The organism is Catenuloplanes sp. NPDC051500 (genome assembly GCF_044454585.1).
In the GTDB taxonomy this organism is placed as follows: Bacteria; Actinomycetota; Actinomycetes; order Mycobacteriales; family Micromonosporaceae; genus Catenuloplanes.
On record NZ_JBITDX010000002.1, the window covers coordinates 654,621 to 673,569 of the forward strand.

Consider the following 18,949-nt stretch of genomic DNA (forward strand, 5'->3'; position numbering starts at 1 on the left):
GGCGACAGCGCCGTATGGAGCGCAGGAGGGCTCACTACGACTGGAGAGAGATGCGCGCAGCATGGTGGCGTAGTGCTCCGCGTGGTTCCGCGGTCCGGCAGCTCGTCGTCGGGTTCACCGTGCTCACGCTGCTGCTGCTGGTCGCCGGCGTCGTCCGCGGAGTCATGATCAGCAAGCTGACCGCGTCCGCGCGTGTCCTCACCGAGACGATCTACCCGGCCGGCGCCGCGAACACCCGGGCGTTGCAGGCGCTCACCGACGCGGAGACCGGCATCCGGGGTTACCAGCTGACCGCGGACGTACGCTTCCTCGACTCGTACCACAGGGGCTCCACCGAGTTCGTGCCCGCGATCGACGAGGCACTGCGGCACTCCGCGGACCCGGTACTGGACGACCTGCTGCAGACCGAGCGCCAGCTGGGCGAGCGGTGGCTCACCGAGTTCGCCGCGCCGATCGCGGGCGGCCCCGGCGGGCCCGCGGCCGTGAGCACGGCCTGGGACGCGGTCGGCAAGCAGTGGTCGGACCGGTTCCGCGAGGCGAACCGGGAGGCGGCCGAGTGGCTGGCCACCAAGCAGGGCGAGGTGGTCGGCACGATCGGCCGACTGGTCCCGATCATGGACATCGCCACCGCCGTGCTGTCCCTGCTGAGTGTCGCGTTCGTGCTGGTCCTGGCGGTGCGGGTGGTGCGGGGCGTGGCAATGCCGCTGACCCACCTGACCCGGACGCTGCGCCGCCTGGCCGCGGCCGAGCACGGGGCCAGGATCCGCGTCTCCGGCCCGGCCGAACTGCGCGAGGCCGGCATCTCGCTCAACACGCTCGCCGAGGAGAGCGACCGCCTGCGCCGCCTCCAGCACCAGCAGCTGGAGACGCGTGCGCTGGCCCGGGCGATCGGCAGCGCGATCGGCGACGCGCTCGAAACCGACGTGATCATGCAGGAGGTGGTCGACCGGCTGGGCGTCGCACTCCGCGCCGACCGCGTCTGGATCAAGCTCGGCGGTGGCAGCCCACGCGCCGCACAGTGGCACCGGCCGGGCCTGGAGCCGATGCTGCTGGACCGGTCCGTACCGGCGAAGGACCTCAGCCGGCAGGTCGGCGTGACAGACGAGGCCCGCGGCGTGATCAGCGTCGAGCTGGAACCGCGGCGCGAGGTAACCGACGACGACCGCCAGCTGCTCGACCTGGTCGTCGAGGACCTGAACCGGGCGCTTCACCACGCCGCGCTCCACGCCCAGCAGCGCGCGGTCGTCGGCGAGTTGCAGGCGCTCGACAGGCACAAGGACGAGTTCGTCTCGACCATCTCGCACGAGCTGCGGACGCCGCTGACAAGCATCCAGGGCTATCTTGAGGCGATCCAGGACGACATGTCCGCGATACCGCCCTCCCAGCAGCGGATGCTCGGCGTCGTCGACCGCAACGCCCGCCGCCTGCTCAACCTGGTCGAGGACCTGCTCACGCTCTCGCAGGTCGAGTCCGCAAGCGAGGGGCTGGACAAGCGCCCGGTCCGGATCGCAAGCGTGGTCGACCTCGCCGCCACCTCGCTGGCCCCGATGGCGAACAGCGCGGGCCTGTCCTTCACCATCGACAACCGCGCCCGTGACGCCCACGTCGACGGGAACCCTGAGCTGCTCGAACGCGCGGTCCTGCACCTGCTCTCCAACGCGATCAAGTTCACTCCGAGCCAGGGCCAGGTGATCATCCGCTGCGCGATCCCGGCCGGCCGTCCCGACCTGGTCGAGATCACGGTAAGCGACACCGGCATGGGCATCCCCGCGGACGATCAGGCCAACCTCTTCCGCCGCTTCTACCGCGCCGCCAACGCCAGCGAGCAGGCCATCCAGGGCTCCGGCCTGGGCCTCGCGATCACCCGCAGCATCATCCAGGGCCACGGCGGCGACATCACGCTCGTCTCCGAACTCGGTGCCGGCACCCACGTCACGATCAGCCTGCCGACGACCATGGTCCCCGCGCTGATCTAGCCGCTGTATCGCTCGAAAATCAAGATCAAGATATGCCTGGCTGATCGCGCATCACCACCCGAGGCCCCCCTGCGACACCGGTCGGCCGCGGGCGGCCTCCCTGCCGGATCCGTGGTCGCACGATCAGGAACAGTCGCACGGCCGCTCCCAGCAGGGCATTGACGGCGGTCGTAACATATCAAATATCAAATCTGGGGGTACGCGTGTCAGGACCAGATGCCGAGGCCGTCGAGGTGTTTGACAAGCCGGTCCGCGCCGTCAGTGAAGTGGCGCGTCATCGCCGCGCGGGCCGCATCCTGGTCGTGCGCGGCGAAGGCGGCAAGCAGCGCCTCATGGTCCTCGCGCATCCCGGCCAGCCAGCCCGCGTCGGAGGAGTAGAAGCGCGCCGGCGTGTACCGCGTGGCCGTGTGCAGGAACCAGCTGAGTTTGCGCGCCTCCGCGATCCGGTTCACCGCCCGGTGGAAGTCGAACTCAAGCGTCTCGATCGAGTCGGCCGTGCGGGTGCGGGCAAGCGTCCGGTTCATCGCCGTGAGCTGCGCGGTCTGCCCGTCCGTGATCCGGGCCGCGACGCGCGCGGCAAGCTCACCCGCGATGTCGCCCTGCAACTGGAACACGTCACGGATGTCCTGTCTGGACAGTGGCGCGACCACGTAGCCCTTACGCGGCTCCAGCTCGACCATGTCCTCGCCGCGCAGGTGAAGGAGCGCCTCGCGGACCGGCGTGATGCTCACCCCGAGCTGGGACGCGACCTCCTCCAGCCGGATCCGGTCGCCCGGCCGCAGCTCACCGGACATGATCCGCGCGCGCAACGCGGTCGCTATCTCATCTGCAAGCTGCTGGCGCATCGGCACTCCTCGGCGAATATCCGCACACATTAACAAATATCGCAATATAAGGGGGTACGGGTGAGTGGTCCTCTCGAAGGGCTGCGCGTCGTCGAGCTGGCCGGTATCGGCCCGGCGCCCTTCGCCGCGATGCTCCTCGCCGACCTCGGCGCGGACGTGGTGCGGGTCGACCGCCCCGGCCCCGGCTCGCCGCTCTCCGGCGACCCGGCCCACGACCTGCTCAACCGCGGCAAACGCTCGGTGCTGGCGGACTTGAAGACGCCGGCGGGTGTGGACCGGGTGCTGGCGCTGGCCACCCGCGCGGACGTGCTGATCGAGGGCTGGCGGCCCGGCGTCGCGGAACGCCTCGGCGTCGGCCCGGACGAGGCGCTCGCCCGCAACCCACGCCTGGTCTACGGCCGGATGACCGGGTGGGGCCAGGACGGGCCGCTGGCGACGACGGCCGGGCACGACATCGGCTACCTCGCGCTCTCCGGTGCGCTGCACCCGATCGGCCGCGCCGGCGGGCCGCCACAGGTGCCGGTGAACCTGCTCGGCGACTTCGCGGGCGGATCGCTCTACCTGGTGATCGGCGTGCTGTCCGCGCTGCGTTCCGGGCACGGCCAGGTGGTGGACGCGGCGATCGTGGACGGCGCCGCACACCTGACCACCATGCTGTCCGGGCTGCTGGCGTCCGGCGTGTGGCGGGACGAGCGCGGCGTGAACCTGCTTGACACCGGCGCGCCGTTCTACGACGTGTACGAGACCGCTGACGGCCGGCACATGTCGGTGGGCGCGCTGGAGCCGAAGTTCTTCGCGGAGTTCGCCCGGCTGCTGGGTCTGGAGGGCGTCTCCCAGTCGGACGGGGATCTGCGCGACCGGGTGGCCGCCGCGTTCTCCGGTCGTACCCGTGAGGAGTGGTCGAAGGTCTTCGCGGGCAGCGACGCGTGCGTGGCGCCGGTCCTCTCGCTCGCGGAGGCGCCACACGATGCCCATCTGGCCGCCCGTGGGACTTTCACCGAGCGGGACGGTGTGGTGCAGCCCGCGCCCGCACCCCGCTTCTCCCGCACGCCGGCCTCGCTCGGGCGGCCACCGGCACTGCCGGGCCGGCACACGGACGAGGTGCTTGCGGAGTGGGGACTGGCATGACCGTGTCGCAGGCAAGTCGTCGCAGGCAGCCGTCGCAGGCAGAGGAGCTGGTGTCATGAAGCGGGACATTTTCACGGCGGACCACGACGCGTTCCGGTCGCTCGTCGCCACGTTCGTCGCCAAGGAGATCGTGCCGCATCACGCACAGTGGGAACGGGACGGGATCGTCGACCGCGCGGTCTGGACCGCGGCCGGCCGGGCCGGGCTGCTCGGCTTCTTCGTGCCTGCCGAATACGGCGGCGGCGACACCGAGGATCTCCGGTTCAACGCCGTGCTCACCGAGGAGCTGGCCCGTGCCGGGGCGACAGGTCCCGCGTTCTCGCTTCACAACGACATCGTCGGCCCCTATCTGACCTCGCTCGCCACGCCCGCGCAGAAACGGCGGTGGCTGCCCGGCTTCTGCACCGGGGAGATCATCACGGCGATCGCGATGACCGAGCCGGGCGCGGGAAGCGACCTCCAGGGCATGCGGACCACAGCGGTCCGCGATGGCGGCGACTGGGTGCTCAACGGGCAGAAGACGTTCATCAGTAACGGCATCATCTCCGACCTGGTCATCGTGGCCGCACGCACCGACCCGGAGGCCGGGCACCGCGGCATCAGCCTGCTCGTCGTCGAGCGCGACATGCCGGGCTTCAGCCGTGGCCGCAACCTGGACAAGATCGGGCAGCACGCGCAGGACACCGCGGAACTGTTCTTCCAGGACGTGCGCGTCCCGGAAGCCAACGTGCTCGGTTCGCCCGGCATGGGATTCGCGTACCTGATGCGGAACCTGCCCGCGGAGCGCCTCTCCATCGCGGTCGCAGCCCTGGCCGCGGCCGAGGAGATCTTCCGGATCACGCTCGACTACTGCCGGGAACGAGAGGCGTTCGGACGCCCGATCGGCCGATTCCAGCACAGCCGTTTCGTGCTCGCCGAACTCGCCACCGAATTGCAGCTCGGCCGAGTCTTCGTCGACCGCTGCCTGGTCGACACGGAACTGTCCGCGTCGGACGCCGCAATGGCGAAATGGTGGACGACCGAGCTCCAGCAGCGTGTCGTGGACCGCTGTCTGCAGTTGCACGGAGGGTACGGATACATGCGCGAATACCCGGTCGCACGGGCGTACCTCGACTCGCGGGTCCAGACCATCTACGGCGGGACCACCGAGATCATGAAGGAGGTCATCGGCCGGTCGCTCGGGTTGTGATGTCGTTTCTGGAGGTGCCATGCGAGACCGCTACCGATGGCTGCGCGAGATCGAACGGCTCGACCCGGTCCGTGACCACGAGGAGATCTACCGCATTTCCTCAGGCCTGGAATTCCCCTGGGACTACACGCGGGCCCTGGAATTCGCGCTGTTCCGGACGTACTGCGTGCCGTCAATCTCCGCGCTCCTCGCCGCCACCGGCGAATTCCGCGACCGGGCCCAGCAGCGCTACGACGACACCGCGCTGCTGATGGCCGAGATCGCCGCGCACGGCTACGACTCGCCGCGCGGGCGGGAGGCGCTGCGGGTCATCAACCGCGCCCACGGCCATTACGCCATCACCAACGACGACATGCTCTACGTTTTGTCGACCTTCGTCTTCGACCCGATCGCCTGGGTGGACAGTTACGGCTGGCGCCCCCTGCACCCACACGAGAAAATCGCCGCCTACCACTACTACCACGAGGTCGGCGCCCGCCTCGGAATCCGCGACATCCCCGATTCCTACGACCAATTCAAAAGCTTCAAGGTGGGGTACGAGTCGCGCTGCTTCGTCTTCGCGGAAAGCAATCGGGAGATCGGCGAGTACACGATCGGCCTGTTCGCGGCCTGGTTCCCGCGATTCCTCCGCCCCGCCGTCCGGCTGGGCGTCCGCGGAATGCTCGACCCGCCGATGCTTCGCGCCTTCGGCATGCGCCCGGCGCCGGCCGCGGTCGGCTCACTCGGGCGCGCGGGGCTGCGAGCGCGGGCGCGGGCGGTCCGCTGGCTCCTGCCGCCACGGACGGCATCGGCCCTGGCCGTGATGCCCGGCAACCGCACATATCCCGGCTATCCGCACGGCTACCGCCCCGCCGACCTGGGCGCCCCTCCCCCACCGCCCGGCATTCCCACGCACTGCCTGCGCCCTCCCCGCCCGTCATCCTCCACGTCCCGCCCGGATCAGGCGTGACCGCCGGGTGTGGCACCGGCCGGCGCGTGGCACTCGCGGTGGTCCACCCCGAACGGCTCCGAGAAGACCACGCTGCTAGCGGGGGCACTCGCGGTGGACCACGGCACTCGCGGTGGACCACGGCACTCGCGGTGGACCACGGCTGGAGGGGGCGAAGCGGCATACCATCGCGGCATGGCCACCGATCTTCGCGATGACGCCGATCAGCTCCCGGTTTCCCGGCCGGAGCCAGCGTCTGGCGCCGAGGCCACCGATGGCGCACTCGGCGACGTACCCACGAAGGGACGTGCTCCTTCTCCGGACCCGGCGTCCGCGCCCGGCGGCGGAACCGCAGAGGTGACAGTGCGGGTGCCGGCCGGTGTCCGGGTCGGGCATTGGACCGGCGAGGGCACCGGTGTCACGGTCGTGCTGCCGCCGCCCGCCACCACCGGATCCGGTGAGGTGCGTGGCGGTGCGCCCGCGACCCGCGAGTTCGAGCTGCTCAGACCGGAGCGGATGGTCGACCGGGTCGACGCCGTGGTGCTGTCCGGCGGTTCCGCCTTCGGGCTGGCCGCAGCGGACGGCGTGATGCACGAACTCCGCGGGCGCGGCGAGGGCTTCCCCACCGCGCACGGCCCGGTCCCGATCGTCGTCGGCATGTCCATCTTCGACGCCTCCGTGGCGTCGACTCCACCGGATGCCGCCGCCGGGCGCGCCGCGCTCCGTGACGCGTTGTCCGCACCCACCGGCACCATCGCCGTCGGCCGGGTGGGTGCCGGGACCGGCGCCGTCAGCGGCCGCTGGTACGGCCGGCAGGATCCCGGCGGTTTCGGCGCCGCATCCGCCCTTGATCCCACAGGCGCGACGGTGACCGCGTTCGCCGTGGTCAACGCACTCGGCTCGGTCATCGGCGGCCCTGAGACAACAGGTCCCGCGCCGGGCGGCCTCCCGGGATCGCCAATCGCCGATCCCGGACCCGCCGTGGCCGGACCCGCCGTGGCCGGACCCGCCGTGGCCGGACCCGCCGTGGCCGATGGAGTCCCGACGCAGAGCCCGGCTCCCCGGCCGGTCAACGGTGACCCCGAGACCACCGGGGCCGCGGAGGTTCTGGATCGGGATCCGGGGCCGCCCGTCGCCGATCCCGGACCCACTGTGCCCGATGATGTTCCGACCCGGGCCTCGGCTCCCCGGGCGGTCAGCGGTGAGCCCGAGGTCGCGGCGTATCCACCTGATGTCGGCTCCGGGCGGGAGAACACGACGCTTGTCGTGGTGGTGACGGATGCGACGCTGAGCAAGACGGAGTGTCTGCTGCTCGCGCAGAGCGGGCATGACGGCATGGCCCGTGCGCTGCATCCGTCGCACACCCGCTTCGACGGTGACGCGGTGGTCTCACTCGCCACAGGCAGCCGGGCGCGCACCGGCGAGAACGATCTCGACACCATCCGCGCGACCGCGATCGAGGTGGTGGCCGCGGCAATCAGGAACGCGGTCTCTGCCTGATCCCCATCGCCGTGGTCACCGCCCCAGCCCCAGGAACGCGGTCTCTCCCTGATCCCATCGTCGCGATCGCTGCCTGATCCCCATCGCCGTGGTCACCGCCCGGAGCCCGTTGAGGCGGGCACCGCCCGGAGCCCGTTGACGCGGGCACCGCCCGGAACCCGTTGACGCGGGCACCGCCCGAAGCCCGTTGACGCGGGCACCGCCCGAAACCCGTTGACGCGGGCACCGCCCGGAACCCGTTGACGCGGGCACCGCCCGGAACCCGTTTAACGCGGACACCGCCTGAACCCCCGGTGACGACGTTCGCTGCCCGAAGCTCGTTAATGCGGACACCGCGTGGACGCATGCACCGCGGCCGGCCGAGGGGATCGGCTCGGCGGTCGGGGCTCGGCGGCTTTCCGCAGCGGCGACATACCCTGGCGACTGGGCATGCGTGTCCGTCGCACCAGATCTATTCACTGCCGGCGAAGGCTGGAACAGACCGGAGGAGACGCGGGATGCCGACGGAGGCAAGAGCCCCACAGCGTGGCTCGGTGGTCTGGCGGTACTTCGGGGACGCGCGGAACATGCTGCTCGGGCCGCCGCTGCTGGTGCTCCAGGTGGCGCACCCGGTGGTCGGCGCGGGCGTGCTGGAGCACTCGAATTACCGCGAGGAGCCGTGGCAGCGTCTGATCCGCACCTACCTGTCGCTCTCCACCATGATCTACGGCGGGCAGCGCGGCGCCGAGCGGGAGGCCGCCCGGCTCCGCCGCATGCACGAGGCGATCAAGGGCGTGGACGCGCAGGGCCGCCGCTACCACGCGCTCAACCCGGAGGCGTACCTGTGGGTGCACGCGACCCTGATCCAGGGTGGCGTGGACGCGCACCGAATCTTCGGCCGCCCGCTCACTGACAGTCAGGTTGCCGAGTACTACCGGGACATGCGCGAACTCGGCCTGATCCTCGGGCTCCGCGAGCATCACCTTCCCGTCGACTGGGCGAGTTTCCGGGCCTACTACGACGACCGCGTGCTTATCCGCCTGGAGGACAACCAGGCCGTCCGGGACGTGATCGACAGCGTCCGCCGCTTGAAGAAGCCGTCTCGCCTGATACCGGACCTGCTCTGGCGCCCGTTCGCCGACGTCGCCGGTCGGCTGGCGCTGCTGGTGATGGCCGGCGCCCTCCCCGAGGTGATGCGTGACCGGCTCGGCCTGGACTGGTCACCGGACCAGGAACGTCGGCTACGCCGCTTCGCCCGGCTCGTCCGCACACTGATGTCGCTGGTCATCCCTCCCTTGCGGATAGCGGGCGGCGTTACCGCAGCACGAATAACCATGACGCTCGCCGATCGCACAGAACGCCGGGCCCTGAAGAAGAGCGCCGACCGGTCCCCCGCAGACGTCCATTCCGGCTGACCACCCCGGCCACGCCCAACCCCGCCGGCCGGTCCTCCGGCGGCGGCTTCCCACAAGACGGCTAGCCGTAAGGCGACTTCGCATAAGACGGCTTCGCGCCTGACGTGGGACGACGGAACGGACGACGGAACAGAGGAGAGTCAGTCGGGGGTCAGTCGGGGGTGGGGGTGTCGTAGAGGGCGTCGATGGCGGCGGCGTGACGGCTGGTGACGATGCGGCGGCGGAGTTTGAGGGTCGGGGTGAGTTCGCCGGACTCCGGGGTCCAGGGAGCGGGCATGATGCGGAAGGCCTTGACCTGCTCGGGACGGGCGAGTTTCGCGTTGGCGGCGTCGACGGCGGCGGCGATCTCGGCGTGGAGCAGGGAGTCGGTGGCGAGGGCGGGGATTGACGTGTCCGGCAGGCCTTTGGAGCGGGCCCACAGTGGGGCGATCTCGTCGTCGAGGACGATGAGCGCAGTCACGTACGGCCGGCGGTCGCCGATCGCCACGGCCTGACCGATGAGCGGATGTGCGCGCAGCAGCGACTCGATCCGGGCCGGTGAGATGTTCTTGCCGCCGGAGCTGATGATCAGCTCTTTCTTCCGGTCGGTGATGGTGAGGAAGCCGTCGTCGAGCACGCCGACGTCGCCGGTGGGCAGCCAGCCGTCCGCGTCCGTCACCGGCTCGACGCTGCCGTCCGCCGCGAGGTAGCCGGAGCAGACGAGCGGGCCGCGGACCAGGATCTCGCCGTCCTCCGCGAGCCGCACCTCCATGCCGGGGTAGGCGCGCCCGACGCTGCCGGTGCGCAACGCCTCCGGCGTGTTGAGCGTGCAGGTGCCCGCGGTCTCGGTCATGCCCCAAACCTCGAACACGTCGATGCCGAGGCCGGCCAGGTAGAGCAGCACGGACACCGGGATCGGGGCGGCACCGCTGCCGGCCCAGACCACGTTGTCGAGGCCGAGCCGGGCCCGGATGGGGCGCAGCACCGCCTCGTCGAGCGCGGTAACCCGGGCGGCGAGCTCCGGTGGGACCGGGGTGCCGGCGGCGCGCAGCCGGTAGCTTTCCAGCGCGAGGCTGCTGGCCATCTCGAACGCGGTGCGCACGCTCCGGTCGACGACCGCGATCTGCGCCTGCACGCCGGCCACCATCTTCTCCCAGACGCGGGGCACGCCGAAGAACGAGGTGGGACGGACCGCGACCAGGCCGGCGAGCAGCTGTTTCTGGTCGGGGCAGATCGTCACGTGGCCTGCCCGGTAGAGCGGGTAGTAGATGCCGAGGATCCGCTCCGCGATGTGGGCGAGCGGAAGGTAGGCCAGCGAGGTCGGGTGGTCCGGCGTGGCGATCGAGTCCTCGACGAGGACGCACTGCTGGAGCACGTTGTGGTGGGAGAGCACGACGCCCTTGGGGTCGCCTGTGGTGCCGGACGTGTAGAGCATCGTGACCGGCTGGCCGGGCTGGACCTCGCCCCACCGCTTCTCGAACGCGGCCGGGTCGGCCCGGTGCGCGATGGCGCCGGCGGACTCGAGGTCGGCGAGCCGCACCACCCGGCCGTCGCCGGAGGCCGGGCCGGACACTGTCACCACGTGGCGGATCGTGGGCACCTCGGCGAGGATCGGCGCCCAGCGGGCCAGCTCCGCCTCCCCCTCCAGCACCACGATCTCAGCACGGCTGTGCCGGGCCAGGTAGCCGAGCTGGTCGGGGCTGAGCGTGGCGTAGACAGTGGACGGGATCGCGCCGAGGTGGGCGGCGGCGAGGTCGGTGATCCAGTGCTCCGGCCGGCTCGCCATGTTGATCAGCATGCGGTCGCCGGAACCGAGGCCGAGCGCCTCCAGCCCGCGGGCGGCGTGGGCGACCCGCTCTCGCAGCGCGGACCAGGTGAGGGTGTCGTCCGCGCCGAGGGAGGTGAGCGCGGGGTGGTCGGCGAAGTCGGTGGCGTTGCGGTGCAGCAGCAGCGGGACGGTCAGGTTGCGCGCTGTCTCGGCGCAGCGTGCGGCACGGTCGGCGGAGTCGCTCGGGGACGGCATGGCGGTAGCCTCCTTCCGCGCCGCACGGTGGCGGGCGGCGCAAGGACGGGTGGTGCGTCGCTCATGCCGAGACTGTAAACGCCGGTTAACTTCCGGGGGAAGTGATTCTGCTCGATCGGTCACGAAGTGGTGACCGGACGCCGCGAATCGGGATTAACTTCACCCGGCCATGATCAGCATGGAGAGCCGGACCAGGTGCGCGTCCATGCCGGTACGCCTGTCGAAGCGGACCCATCGGCCCAGATCGGTCACCACGGTGAGCGCGGCGTGCACGAGCACCCGCGCCTCCGGCGCCGGCAACCCGGGCCGCACCTCGGTCAGCAGCCGCACCCATTCCTCCACGTGCAGTCGCTGCACCTTGCGCAGCTCGTGCCGGTCACCGCCGGGCAGGTTGCCGTTCTCCGCGAGGTAGACCGAGACCAGGTCGCTGCGCTCGAACGTCAGCTCCACGTAGGACTCGGTGAGCCGGCGCAACGCGTCGGCCGCGTCGGCCGCGCCGTCCAGCGCGATCGCGGTCGCGTCGGACACCCGCTCCGAGGCGCGGTAGAACGCGGCGGCCAGGATGTCCGCCTTGCCGGGGAACACCCGGTAGACGCTTGATGCGTTGATTCCCACGCCGCGCGCAATGTCGCCCATCGCCACCTTGTGGTAGCCGTACCTGTGGAACAGCCGGATCGCCTCGGCCAGGATGAGTTCCCGGCGCGCTCCCGGGCGTACCCCCGCCGGGTCTGGCACTGGTCTGGGCTTTTTGGTCAGCGGACGGGGCACGGGCGCGTCGCCGTGCAGCACCGTGAGAGCGACGCGGCGCAGCGTATGCTCGGCCCGGCCCCGGGCGATCGCGGCGCGGTGCGTCGAGAGGCTGCCGAAGACGCTGAGCATCGCCCGGACCAGCGCGGACGCGGCCGGACGATCAAGATCTTCCCGAACCGCAAGCAGGGGTACGACGAAGCGGCGGGACAGCTCCGTCACGCCCTCCGCGAACTCGGCGAGATGCAGCGGCTCCAGGTAACGCCATTCCCACTGGTAGAGCCCGCCCACGTCACGGCCGTCGACCGCGACCTTGGCCAGCGCGGTGAGCAGCGCATCGAGCCGGGCCGCGGGGTCGGCGTCGTCCGCGTCCACCTCCGTCAGGACGCGCGTGATCAGGGAGCGCGTGGCGAACAGCAGGATCGCGTATTTTCCGGGGAAGTGCCGGTAGACCGCCGGGCCGCTGATGCCGACCGCGGCCGCGATCTCGTCGATGCCGACGCGGTGGTAGCCGCGTGCACAGAACAGCTCGGCCGCGACCAGCGCTATCTGGTCCTTGCGGTTCTTCGGCCGCCGCCGGGACGGCTCGATCGTGTCTGCGCTGCGCACCGGGGGAAGCTTACCGCCGGTGAGGGACGGTTCGCACTTGTGAATTGTTGAAGTGCTTGACAGCGAGCCGAAACGTCGCGGAAAGTTAACGGCGGTTCGCAGATAACGGGAGGCTTCGATGACCGAGGCGTTCATCTATGACGCGGTGCGCACTCCGCGCGGCCGCGGTAAGAAGACCGGCTCGCTGCACGGGGTCAAACCGATCTCGCTCGTCGTCGGCCTGATCGACGAGCTGCGCCGCCGCTTCCCTGGGCTCGATCCGGAGCGCATCGACGACGTGGTGCTCGGCATCGTCTCCCCGCTCGGCGATCAGGGCTCCGACCTGGCCAAGACCGCGGCGATCGCGGCCGGGCTGCCGCCGTCCGTCGCGGGCGTGCAGGTCAACCGGTTCTGCGGCTCCGGGCTCGAGGCGGTGAACATCGCCGCGCAGAAGGTCCGTTCCGGCTGGGAGGAGCTGGTGCTGGCCGGTGGCGTGGAGTCGATGTCCCGGGTGCCGATGGGGTCGGACGGCGGGGCCTGGGCGCTCGATCCGGAGACCAGTCTGAAGACCGACTTCATTCCGCAGGGCATCAGCGCCGACCTGATCGCCACGATCGACGGCTTCTCCCGCGAGGACGTGGACCGGTTCGCGCTCCGCTCGCAGGCCCGCGCCGCGCAGGCCTGGGCGGAGGGCCGGTTCGCGAGGAGCGTCGTGCCGATGCGGGACCGCAACGGCCTGCTGATCCTCGACCACGACGAGCACATCCGGGCGGATTCCACAGTGGAAGGGCTCGGTGCGCTCAGGCCGTCGTTCGCGCAGATCGGCGAGCAGGGCGGGTTCGACGCGGTGGCGCTGCAGAAATACCACTGGGTCGAGCGCATCGAGCACGTGCACCACGCCGGCAACTCGTCAGGCATAGTGGACGGCGCCGCGCTTGTGCTTGTCGGTTCGCAGGCCGCGGGCGAGGCGGCGGGCCTGACGCCCAGGGCGCGCGTCGTCTCGGCGGCGCTCAGCGGCGCCGATCCGACGATCATGCTGACCGGCCCGGCCCCGGCCTCGCGGAAGGCGCTTGACCGTGCCGGCCTGACCGTCGACGACCTCGACCTGGTCGAGATCAACGAGGCGTTCGCGGCCGTGGTCCTGCACTACATCGACGACATGAAGCTCGACCCCGAGCGGGTGAACGTCAACGGTGGGGCGATCGCGATGGGCCACCCGCTCGGTGCGACCGGCGCGATGCTCCTCGGCACGATCGTCGACGAGCTGGAGCGACGCGGCGGGCGGTACGGCCTGGTGACGCTCTGCATCGGCGGCGGCATGGGCATCGCCACAATCATCGAGAGGCTCACATGACGTCGACGATCCGCTGGGACCGTGAGGACGACGGCATCGTCGTGCTGACGCTCGACGATCCGGCGCGCGCCGCCAACACGATGAACGCGGCCTACCTGCGCAGCATGGAGGAGACCGTCGCCAGGCTGGAGTCGGAGCGCGAGTCGATCACCGGCGTGGTGTTCGTGTCCGCGAAGAAGTCGTTCTTCGCCGGCGGCGACCTGGACCAGCTCCGCACGCCCGGCCCGGATCAGGGTGCGGAGTCGTTCGCCCGGGCCGCGTCAGTGAAGGCGCAGTTCCGCCGGCTGGAGACGCTCGGCCGGCCGGTCGTCGCCGCGCTGAACGGTTCCGCGCTCGGCGGCGGCCTGGAGCTGGCGCTCGCCTGCCACCACCGGATCGCGGTCGACGATCCCACCCTCGAGGTCGGCTTCCCCGAGGTGACGCTGGGCCTGCTGCCCGGCGCCGGCGGCGTGGTGCGCACCGTCCGCCTGCTCGGCCTCACGACCGCGCTGACCCAGGTCCTGCTGCGCGGCAACCGCCACCGCGCGGCCGCCGCCCACCAACTCGGCTTGATCTCCGCGCTGGTCCCGTCCGCTGACGACCTGCTGCCCGCCGCCCGCGAGTGGATCCGCGCCAACCCCGGCGCGGCCCAGCCGTGGGACGTCAAAGGCTTCACGATCCCCGGGGGTACGCCGTCGACGCCGTCGCTCGCGGCCCTGCTCCCCGCGTTCCCGGCCACTCTGCGCAAGGAGCTGAAGAACGCGCCCTACCCCGCGCCGCGCAACATCCTGGCCGCCGCGGTCGAGGGCGCACAGGTCGACCTGGACACCGCGTTCGTGATCGAGAACCGGTACTTCGTGGAGCTGGTCACCGGCCAGATCGCGAAGAACATGATTCAGGCGTTCTTCTTCGACCTGAACACGGCCAACGCCCGCGACGTCGGCGACGTCCCGCCGATCACGAAAGTCGGCGTGCTCGGCGCCGGCATGATGGGCGCCGCGATCGCGTTCGTCTGCGCCAAGGCCGGGCTGGACGTGGCACTCAAGGACGTGTCCGTGGAGGCCGCCGCCCGCGGCCTCGGCTACTCGCAACGCCTGGTGGCGAAGGCGGTCTCCCGCGGCCGTCTCACCGAGGCCACCGGTGCCGAACTGCTCTCCCGGATCTCGCCGGCGGACGATCCGGGCGCGCTCGCCGGAGTGGACGTGGTGATCGAGGCCGTGTTCGAGGACCCGGCGCTCAAGCACAAGGTCTTCGCCGAGATCGAGGACGTGGTCGCGCCGGACGCGCTGCTCTGCTCAAACACGTCCACGCTGCCGATCACACTTCTCGCCGAGGGGGTACGCCGCCAGGCCGACTTCGTCGGGCTGCACTTCTTCTCCCCGGTCGACAAGATGCCGCTGGTCGAGGTGATCCGTGGCGAGCGCACGAGCGACGAGGCCGTCCGGCGCGCGCTCGCCGTGGTCCGCCGCCTGCGCAAGACGCCGATCGTGGTCAACGACAGCCGCGGCTTCTTCACCAGCCGGGTAATCGGCACGTTCACCAACGAGGGCGTCGCCATGCTCGCCGAGGGCGTGCCCGCACCCTCCATCGAGCAGGCCAGCAGCCAGGCAGGATACCCCGCACCGGTGCTGCAGCTGATGGACGAGCTGACACTCACGCTGCCGCAGCGGATCCGCCGGGAGTACGCGGCCGCCGCCGGTGACGCGTGGACCCCGCACCCGGCCGACGCGATCATCGACCAGCTCGTCGACGCCGGCCGCCCCGGTCGCTCCGGCGGTGCCGGCTTCTACGAGTACAAGGACGGCAAACGCACCCGGCTCTGGCCCGGCCTCGCCGCCTACGCGAAGCCCGGGACCGGCATCCCGTTCGAGGACCTGAAGGAGCGCCTGCTCTTCATCGAGGCGATCGAGTCCGTCACCTGCCTCGACGAGGGTGTGCTCACCTCCGTCGCGGACGCCAACATCGGCTCCATCCTCGGCATCGGCTATCCCGGCTGGACCGGCGGCGTCCTGCAGTACATCAACCAGTATCCCGGCGGCCTGCCCGGCTTCATCACCCGCGCCCGCGAGCTGGCCGGCCGCTACGGCGACCGGTTCACCCCGCCGCGCCTGCTGCTGGAAAAGGCGGAGCGGGGTGAGCGCTTCGAGTGACGGTCGATGTCGTCGACCTCGTGATGAGCTCACCACCTGGTCTGACTGATTTCCGCGCGACTCCGCCGAGCCGGTTGAGCAACAGGACGTCCCCGTTCAGCGTGAGTGCGGCGTCCTCGGTCCCGCTCTCCAGCACCCGGCGCACCGTTCGCCTGGCCTTCACCCACGCTTGAGGCGGACGGCCCCGCCCGACCGTCGGCGTGCGGAATTCCCCTCGTTATCAGGCGAGGACCCGCCGAGGTGCCGTCGGGGAGCTGTCCCCGCCACCGCCCTCGGGCCTTGCCATCACGCCACCCCGCGGCGCCCCACCAGAGATCACCGATGGCCGACCGTGTTAGAGCTGATCGAGCGGGCTATCCGGCGACCACCTCACGGCATATACTCGCCTACGAGTAAACGTTGACGAGTACCCGGAGGCAGGCCATCCATGGCGCGACGCAAGGTCGGCAACCTGCTGGCGCTCGCCGTGCTCGCGATGCTCTCCCCCGGCGTCCCCATGCACCCCTACCAGCTGGCGACCGTCCTGAAGCGGACCGGTAAGGAGCGGGACATGGCGATCAAGTGGGGCTCGTTCTACACAGTGATCGGAAGTCTGGAGAAGCACGGCCTGATCGCCGCGACCGGGACCGATCGCTCCGGGCGGCGGCCGGAGCGGACCAGCTACGCGATCACCGACGACGGGCGCGCGGAGTTGCACGACTGGCTGCGTGAGCTGATCAGCAGGCCGGCGCGGGGCCCGGACCGGTTCGAGTCCGCGCTGTCAGTGGCCGGCGTACTGCCTCCGGACGAGGTGGCGGCCCTGCTGGCAGCCCGGATGACCGGGCTGGCACGGGAGATCGAGACCTTGCGCGCCGATCTGGACGCGCCAGGCGTACCCCCGATGTTTCTGATCGAGACTGAATTCGCGCTCGCGATGCGCGAAGCGGAGACCACCTGGGTGAGTGCGCTGCACAAGCAACTCACCGAGGGGACGCTGCCCGGCCTGGCCGAGTGGCGTGCGTTCCACGAGTCCGGCATCGGCCCGGAAGGGTGGGCCGAGCTGCTGGAGCAATGAAAAACGCCCCGGTCACGGTGCGCCAACACCACGACCGGGGCGCGTTCCTCACATCGATCCGCGCGAGGCGGCCGGCGCAAGGTGGCAACCAGAAGCATAGCCGGGCCTCCTCGTCAGTGGATCCTGTCCTGAACAGGAGAAACGCATGACCAAGAGCAGGCTGAGCCCGGAGATGGAGGGCGCGGCGGCACACCGCTACGCCCGGGTCCGCGGCACCGAGAGCCAACTGGCCGCGTGGCGCGCGGACGCGGACCGGCTGACGGCCGTGGGCGGGGACATCCTTGAGATCGCTCCCGGTCCCGGCTACCTGACCGTGGAGCTGGCGAGGCGTGGCGCACGGGTGTCCGCGTTGGACATCAGCCACACCTTCGCCGGGATGGTCCGGGAGCGTGCCGTGCGGGAGCAGGTGACCGTCGACGTCCGGCAGGGTGACGCGGCCGCGATGCCGTTCAACGACTGCAGCTTCGACGTGATCATCTGCCAGGCCGCGTTCAAGAACTTCCTGCATCCGGTGGAGGCGCTCAACGAGATGCGCCGGGTGCTGCGGCCGGGCGGCGTCGCGATGATCGAGGATCTTGATCCGCACGCCTCGCGCGCGCGGATCGCGGCCGAGGTCGGCGGCATGCGGCTGTCCGGCGGGAAGGCGCTGTCCACCCGGCTCATCCTGGGCTGGCTGCGGCGGCGGGCGCACACGCCGGCGCGGCTCAAGGAACTGGCCCACGAGAGTCACTTCACGCGGTACGACGTCGCGCGGTGTGGCACGATCGGGCTACGCCTGACCCTGAAGAAGGAAACGGCGTAAGACCGGCGGCCCACGCTCCTCTGATGGAATAAGGGACGCGCTCACGCCGTACCCCCGGAGGTAAGAGAAGAATGGCCGGTGCCGCAACGGCGGCACCGGCCATGTGGTGGAACCGGATCAGCAGCTCAGGTTCGCTCCCGGCGAGACGCCGAGGATCGAGGAGAAGCTCTGGTACGCGGCGACCCGGCTCTGCACCTGACCCGGGTTGCCGCCGTTGCACTCGATCGAGCCGTTGATGCTGCGGATCGTCTCGCCAAAGCCCCGGCCGTTGACCATCGCGTTGTGGCCGGTCATGGTGCCCGGCCCGGTCTGCGTCATCCAGTACCAGATGCCGGTCTTCCAGGCGATCGCCGCGTCGTTCTGGACCAGGTTCGGGTTGCGCAGCAGGTCGATGCCGAGCGCGTCACCCGCGGCCTTGTAGTTGAAGTTCCAGCTCAGCTGGATCGGGCCGCGGCCGTAGTACGCGGCCTGGCCGGCCGGGCAGCCGTAGGACTGGCCCGGGTCGCAGTAGTGCGGGTAGTTCGCGGTGTTCTGCTCGACGATGTGCACGAGCCCGCCGGTCTCGTGGTTGATGTTCGCGAGGAACGCCGCGGCCTCCTGCTTCTTCACCGTGTCGCTTCCGGTGCCGGCGAACGCCGGGTACGCGGACAGCGCCGTCACCAGGCCCTTGTACGTGTAGAACTGGTTCCGCCCCGGGAACATCTGGTTGAACTGCGCCTCGGAGACCACGAAGCCACCCGGGTTCGGCGCGCCGGTGGTCGGCGCCGGCGGGGTCGTGCCGCCGCCGCTGCCGGAGCAGGTGTACGGCTCCCAGAACCAGGTGCTGATGATCGGGTCGTACCCCGGGTTCTCGTGCTCGGCGATGTAGTACTTGCCGTCCGTGTACTTGACGATGGCGCCGGCCTTGTAGGTCGTGCCCGCGGCCCAGGCAGGGTGGTTGCACGCGGTAGAACCGCCGCCGCCACTACCACCGCCACCGCCGCACGAGCCCTGGTCCTCCCACACGCCGGTCCCGGCCGTGCTCGGCTGCTCGCCCTGCGTCCACCACTTGGCCCGCCAGTTGCGCCCGCCGAACGACGCCGTGTTGCCGCCCCAGTAGACCGCGGACGCGCTGTACCCGCTGGCGCACTCGGCGGCCGAGGCCATCGTCATCGGCAGGATCGCGGCGGCTGCTCCCGCACCCGCGACCGCCAGCACCGTAGCGACGACTCTGAGCTTCACCGTGCACCAACTCCCATTCCACACGTCGAGGACGTGAGAATGCTTTCAGTGGGGGCACCAGCTGCGGGCTAAAGGAACGGTAAATAAACCTT

Annotated in this window: 14 protein-coding genes; 10 read left to right on the forward strand and 4 right to left on the reverse strand. The window is 70.6% G+C overall.

Annotated elements, in window-relative coordinates; all coding sequences use genetic code 11:
- The first annotated feature begins 50 nt into the window (after nucleotides 1-50).
- The gene (locus ACIA8K_RS05910; protein WP_396055405.1) at nucleotides 51-1,976 is read left to right on the forward strand and encodes an ATP-binding protein; all 1,926 of its coding nucleotides are present in this window, start codon (nucleotides 51-53) and stop codon (nucleotides 1,974-1,976) included.
- Between the two features lie 206 nt (nucleotides 1,977-2,182).
- Here the strand turns inward: ACIA8K_RS05910 and ACIA8K_RS05915 are convergent, their stop codons facing one another.
- The gene (locus ACIA8K_RS05915) at nucleotides 2,183-2,821 is read right to left on the reverse strand and encodes a GntR family transcriptional regulator (protein ID WP_396055407.1); all 639 of its coding nucleotides are present in this window, start codon (nucleotides 2,819-2,821) and stop codon (nucleotides 2,183-2,185) included.
- A gap of 60 nt (nucleotides 2,822-2,881) precedes the next feature.
- Between ACIA8K_RS05915 and ACIA8K_RS05920 the strand changes: the two genes are divergently transcribed.
- From ACIA8K_RS05920 to ACIA8K_RS05940, 5 genes are all read left to right on the forward strand, one after another.
- Nucleotides 2,882-3,949, forward strand: a complete 1,068-nt coding sequence (locus ACIA8K_RS05920; RefSeq protein ID WP_396055409.1) for a CaiB/BaiF CoA transferase family protein — start codon at nucleotides 2,882-2,884, stop codon at nucleotides 3,947-3,949.
- Nucleotides 3,950-4,004: 55 nt separating this feature from the next.
- Nucleotides 4,005-5,138, forward strand: a complete 1,134-nt coding sequence (locus ACIA8K_RS05925) for an acyl-CoA dehydrogenase family protein (protein ID WP_396055411.1) — start codon at nucleotides 4,005-4,007, stop codon at nucleotides 5,136-5,138.
- A gap of 19 nt (nucleotides 5,139-5,157) precedes the next feature.
- A complete protein-coding gene (locus ACIA8K_RS05930; RefSeq protein WP_396055413.1) occupies nucleotides 5,158-6,087 on the forward strand; it encodes an oxygenase MpaB family protein in 930 nt (309 codons plus the stop codon).
- A gap of 174 nt (nucleotides 6,088-6,261) precedes the next feature.
- Nucleotides 6,262-7,566 (forward strand): P1 family peptidase, encoded by a 1,305-nt coding sequence (locus ACIA8K_RS05935; protein WP_396055415.1) that lies wholly within the window; start codon nucleotides 6,262-6,264, stop codon nucleotides 7,564-7,566.
- A gap of 497 nt (nucleotides 7,567-8,063) precedes the next feature.
- Complete coding sequence (locus ACIA8K_RS05940) at nucleotides 8,064-8,960, forward strand: oxygenase MpaB family protein (protein WP_396055417.1); 897 nt, start codon at nucleotides 8,064-8,066, stop codon at nucleotides 8,958-8,960.
- Between the two features lie 151 nt (nucleotides 8,961-9,111).
- Here ACIA8K_RS05940 and ACIA8K_RS05945 read toward each other — a convergent pair whose 3' ends face one another.
- Nucleotides 9,112-10,962: an AMP-dependent synthetase/ligase gene (locus ACIA8K_RS05945; protein WP_396055419.1), complete on the reverse strand. Its 1,851-nt coding sequence runs from the start codon at nucleotides 10,960-10,962 to the stop codon at nucleotides 9,112-9,114.
- 159 nt (nucleotides 10,963-11,121) lie between these two features.
- Entirely contained in the window at nucleotides 11,122-12,318 is a 1,197-nt protein-coding gene (locus ACIA8K_RS05950; protein ID WP_396055421.1) for a TetR/AcrR family transcriptional regulator, read from the reverse strand.
- Between the two features lie 118 nt (nucleotides 12,319-12,436).
- Here ACIA8K_RS05950 and ACIA8K_RS05955 point away from each other — a divergent pair, with 118 nt between their 5' ends.
- The 4 genes from ACIA8K_RS05955 to ACIA8K_RS05970 all read left to right on the forward strand — a co-directional run bounded on the left by ACIA8K_RS05955 (nucleotide 12,437) and on the right by ACIA8K_RS05970 (nucleotide 17,636).
- A complete protein-coding gene (locus ACIA8K_RS05955; RefSeq protein ID WP_396055423.1) occupies nucleotides 12,437-13,651 on the forward strand; it encodes an acetyl-CoA C-acetyltransferase in 1,215 nt (404 codons plus the stop codon).
- Complete coding sequence (locus tag ACIA8K_RS05960; RefSeq protein ID WP_396055425.1) at nucleotides 13,648-15,780, forward strand: 3-hydroxyacyl-CoA dehydrogenase NAD-binding domain-containing protein; 2,133 nt, start codon at nucleotides 13,648-13,650, stop codon at nucleotides 15,778-15,780. The genes ACIA8K_RS05955 and ACIA8K_RS05960 overlap by 4 nt, the downstream gene beginning before the upstream one ends.
- A gap of 427 nt (nucleotides 15,781-16,207) precedes the next feature.
- Nucleotides 16,208-16,834 carry a PadR family transcriptional regulator gene (locus tag ACIA8K_RS05965; RefSeq protein ID WP_396055427.1) on the forward strand — a complete coding sequence of 209 codons (627 nt, stop codon included), beginning with the start codon at nucleotides 16,208-16,210 and terminating at the stop codon, nucleotides 16,832-16,834.
- A 145-nt stretch (nucleotides 16,835-16,979) separates the two neighbouring features.
- Nucleotides 16,980-17,636 carry a class I SAM-dependent methyltransferase gene (locus tag ACIA8K_RS05970; protein WP_396055429.1) on the forward strand — a complete coding sequence of 219 codons (657 nt, stop codon included), beginning with the start codon at nucleotides 16,980-16,982 and terminating at the stop codon, nucleotides 17,634-17,636.
- Nucleotides 17,637-17,753: 117 nt separating this feature from the next.
- Here the strand turns inward: ACIA8K_RS05970 and ACIA8K_RS05975 are convergent, their stop codons facing one another.
- Entirely contained in the window at nucleotides 17,754-18,857 is a 1,104-nt protein-coding gene (locus ACIA8K_RS05975) for a glycoside hydrolase family 19 protein (protein ID WP_396055431.1), read from the reverse strand.
- Nucleotides 18,858-18,949 lie beyond the last annotated feature (92 nt).

What these genes read in the sequence shown, in the direction of transcription:
- ACIA8K_RS05910 (WP_396055405.1), top strand. Translation starts at nt 51, where the DNA reads ATGCGCGCAGCATGGTGGCGTAGTGCTCCGCGTGGTTCCGCGGTCCGG.
- ACIA8K_RS05915 (WP_396055407.1), bottom strand. Translation starts at nt 2,821, where the DNA reads ATGCGCCAGCAGCTTGCAGATGAGATAGCGACCGCGTTGCGCGCGCGG.
- ACIA8K_RS05925 (WP_396055411.1), top strand. Translation starts at nt 4,005, where the DNA reads ATGAAGCGGGACATTTTCACGGCGGACCACGACGCGTTCCGGTCGCTC.
- ACIA8K_RS05930 (WP_396055413.1), top strand. Translation starts at nt 5,158, where the DNA reads ATGCGAGACCGCTACCGATGGCTGCGCGAGATCGAACGGCTCGACCCG.
- ACIA8K_RS05935 (WP_396055415.1), top strand. Translation starts at nt 6,262, where the DNA reads ATGGCCACCGATCTTCGCGATGACGCCGATCAGCTCCCGGTTTCCCGG.
- ACIA8K_RS05940 (WP_396055417.1), top strand. Translation starts at nt 8,064, where the DNA reads ATGCCGACGGAGGCAAGAGCCCCACAGCGTGGCTCGGTGGTCTGGCGG.
- ACIA8K_RS05945 (WP_396055419.1), bottom strand. Translation starts at nt 10,962, where the DNA reads ATGCCGTCCCCGAGCGACTCCGCCGACCGTGCCGCACGCTGCGCCGAG.
- ACIA8K_RS05955 (WP_396055423.1), top strand. Translation starts at nt 12,437, where the DNA reads ATGACCGAGGCGTTCATCTATGACGCGGTGCGCACTCCGCGCGGCCGC.
- ACIA8K_RS05960 (WP_396055425.1), top strand. Translation starts at nt 13,648, where the DNA reads ATGACGTCGACGATCCGCTGGGACCGTGAGGACGACGGCATCGTCGTG.
- ACIA8K_RS05965 (WP_396055427.1), top strand. Translation starts at nt 16,208, where the DNA reads ATGGCGCGACGCAAGGTCGGCAACCTGCTGGCGCTCGCCGTGCTCGCG.
- ACIA8K_RS05970 (WP_396055429.1), top strand. Translation starts at nt 16,980, where the DNA reads ATGACCAAGAGCAGGCTGAGCCCGGAGATGGAGGGCGCGGCGGCACAC.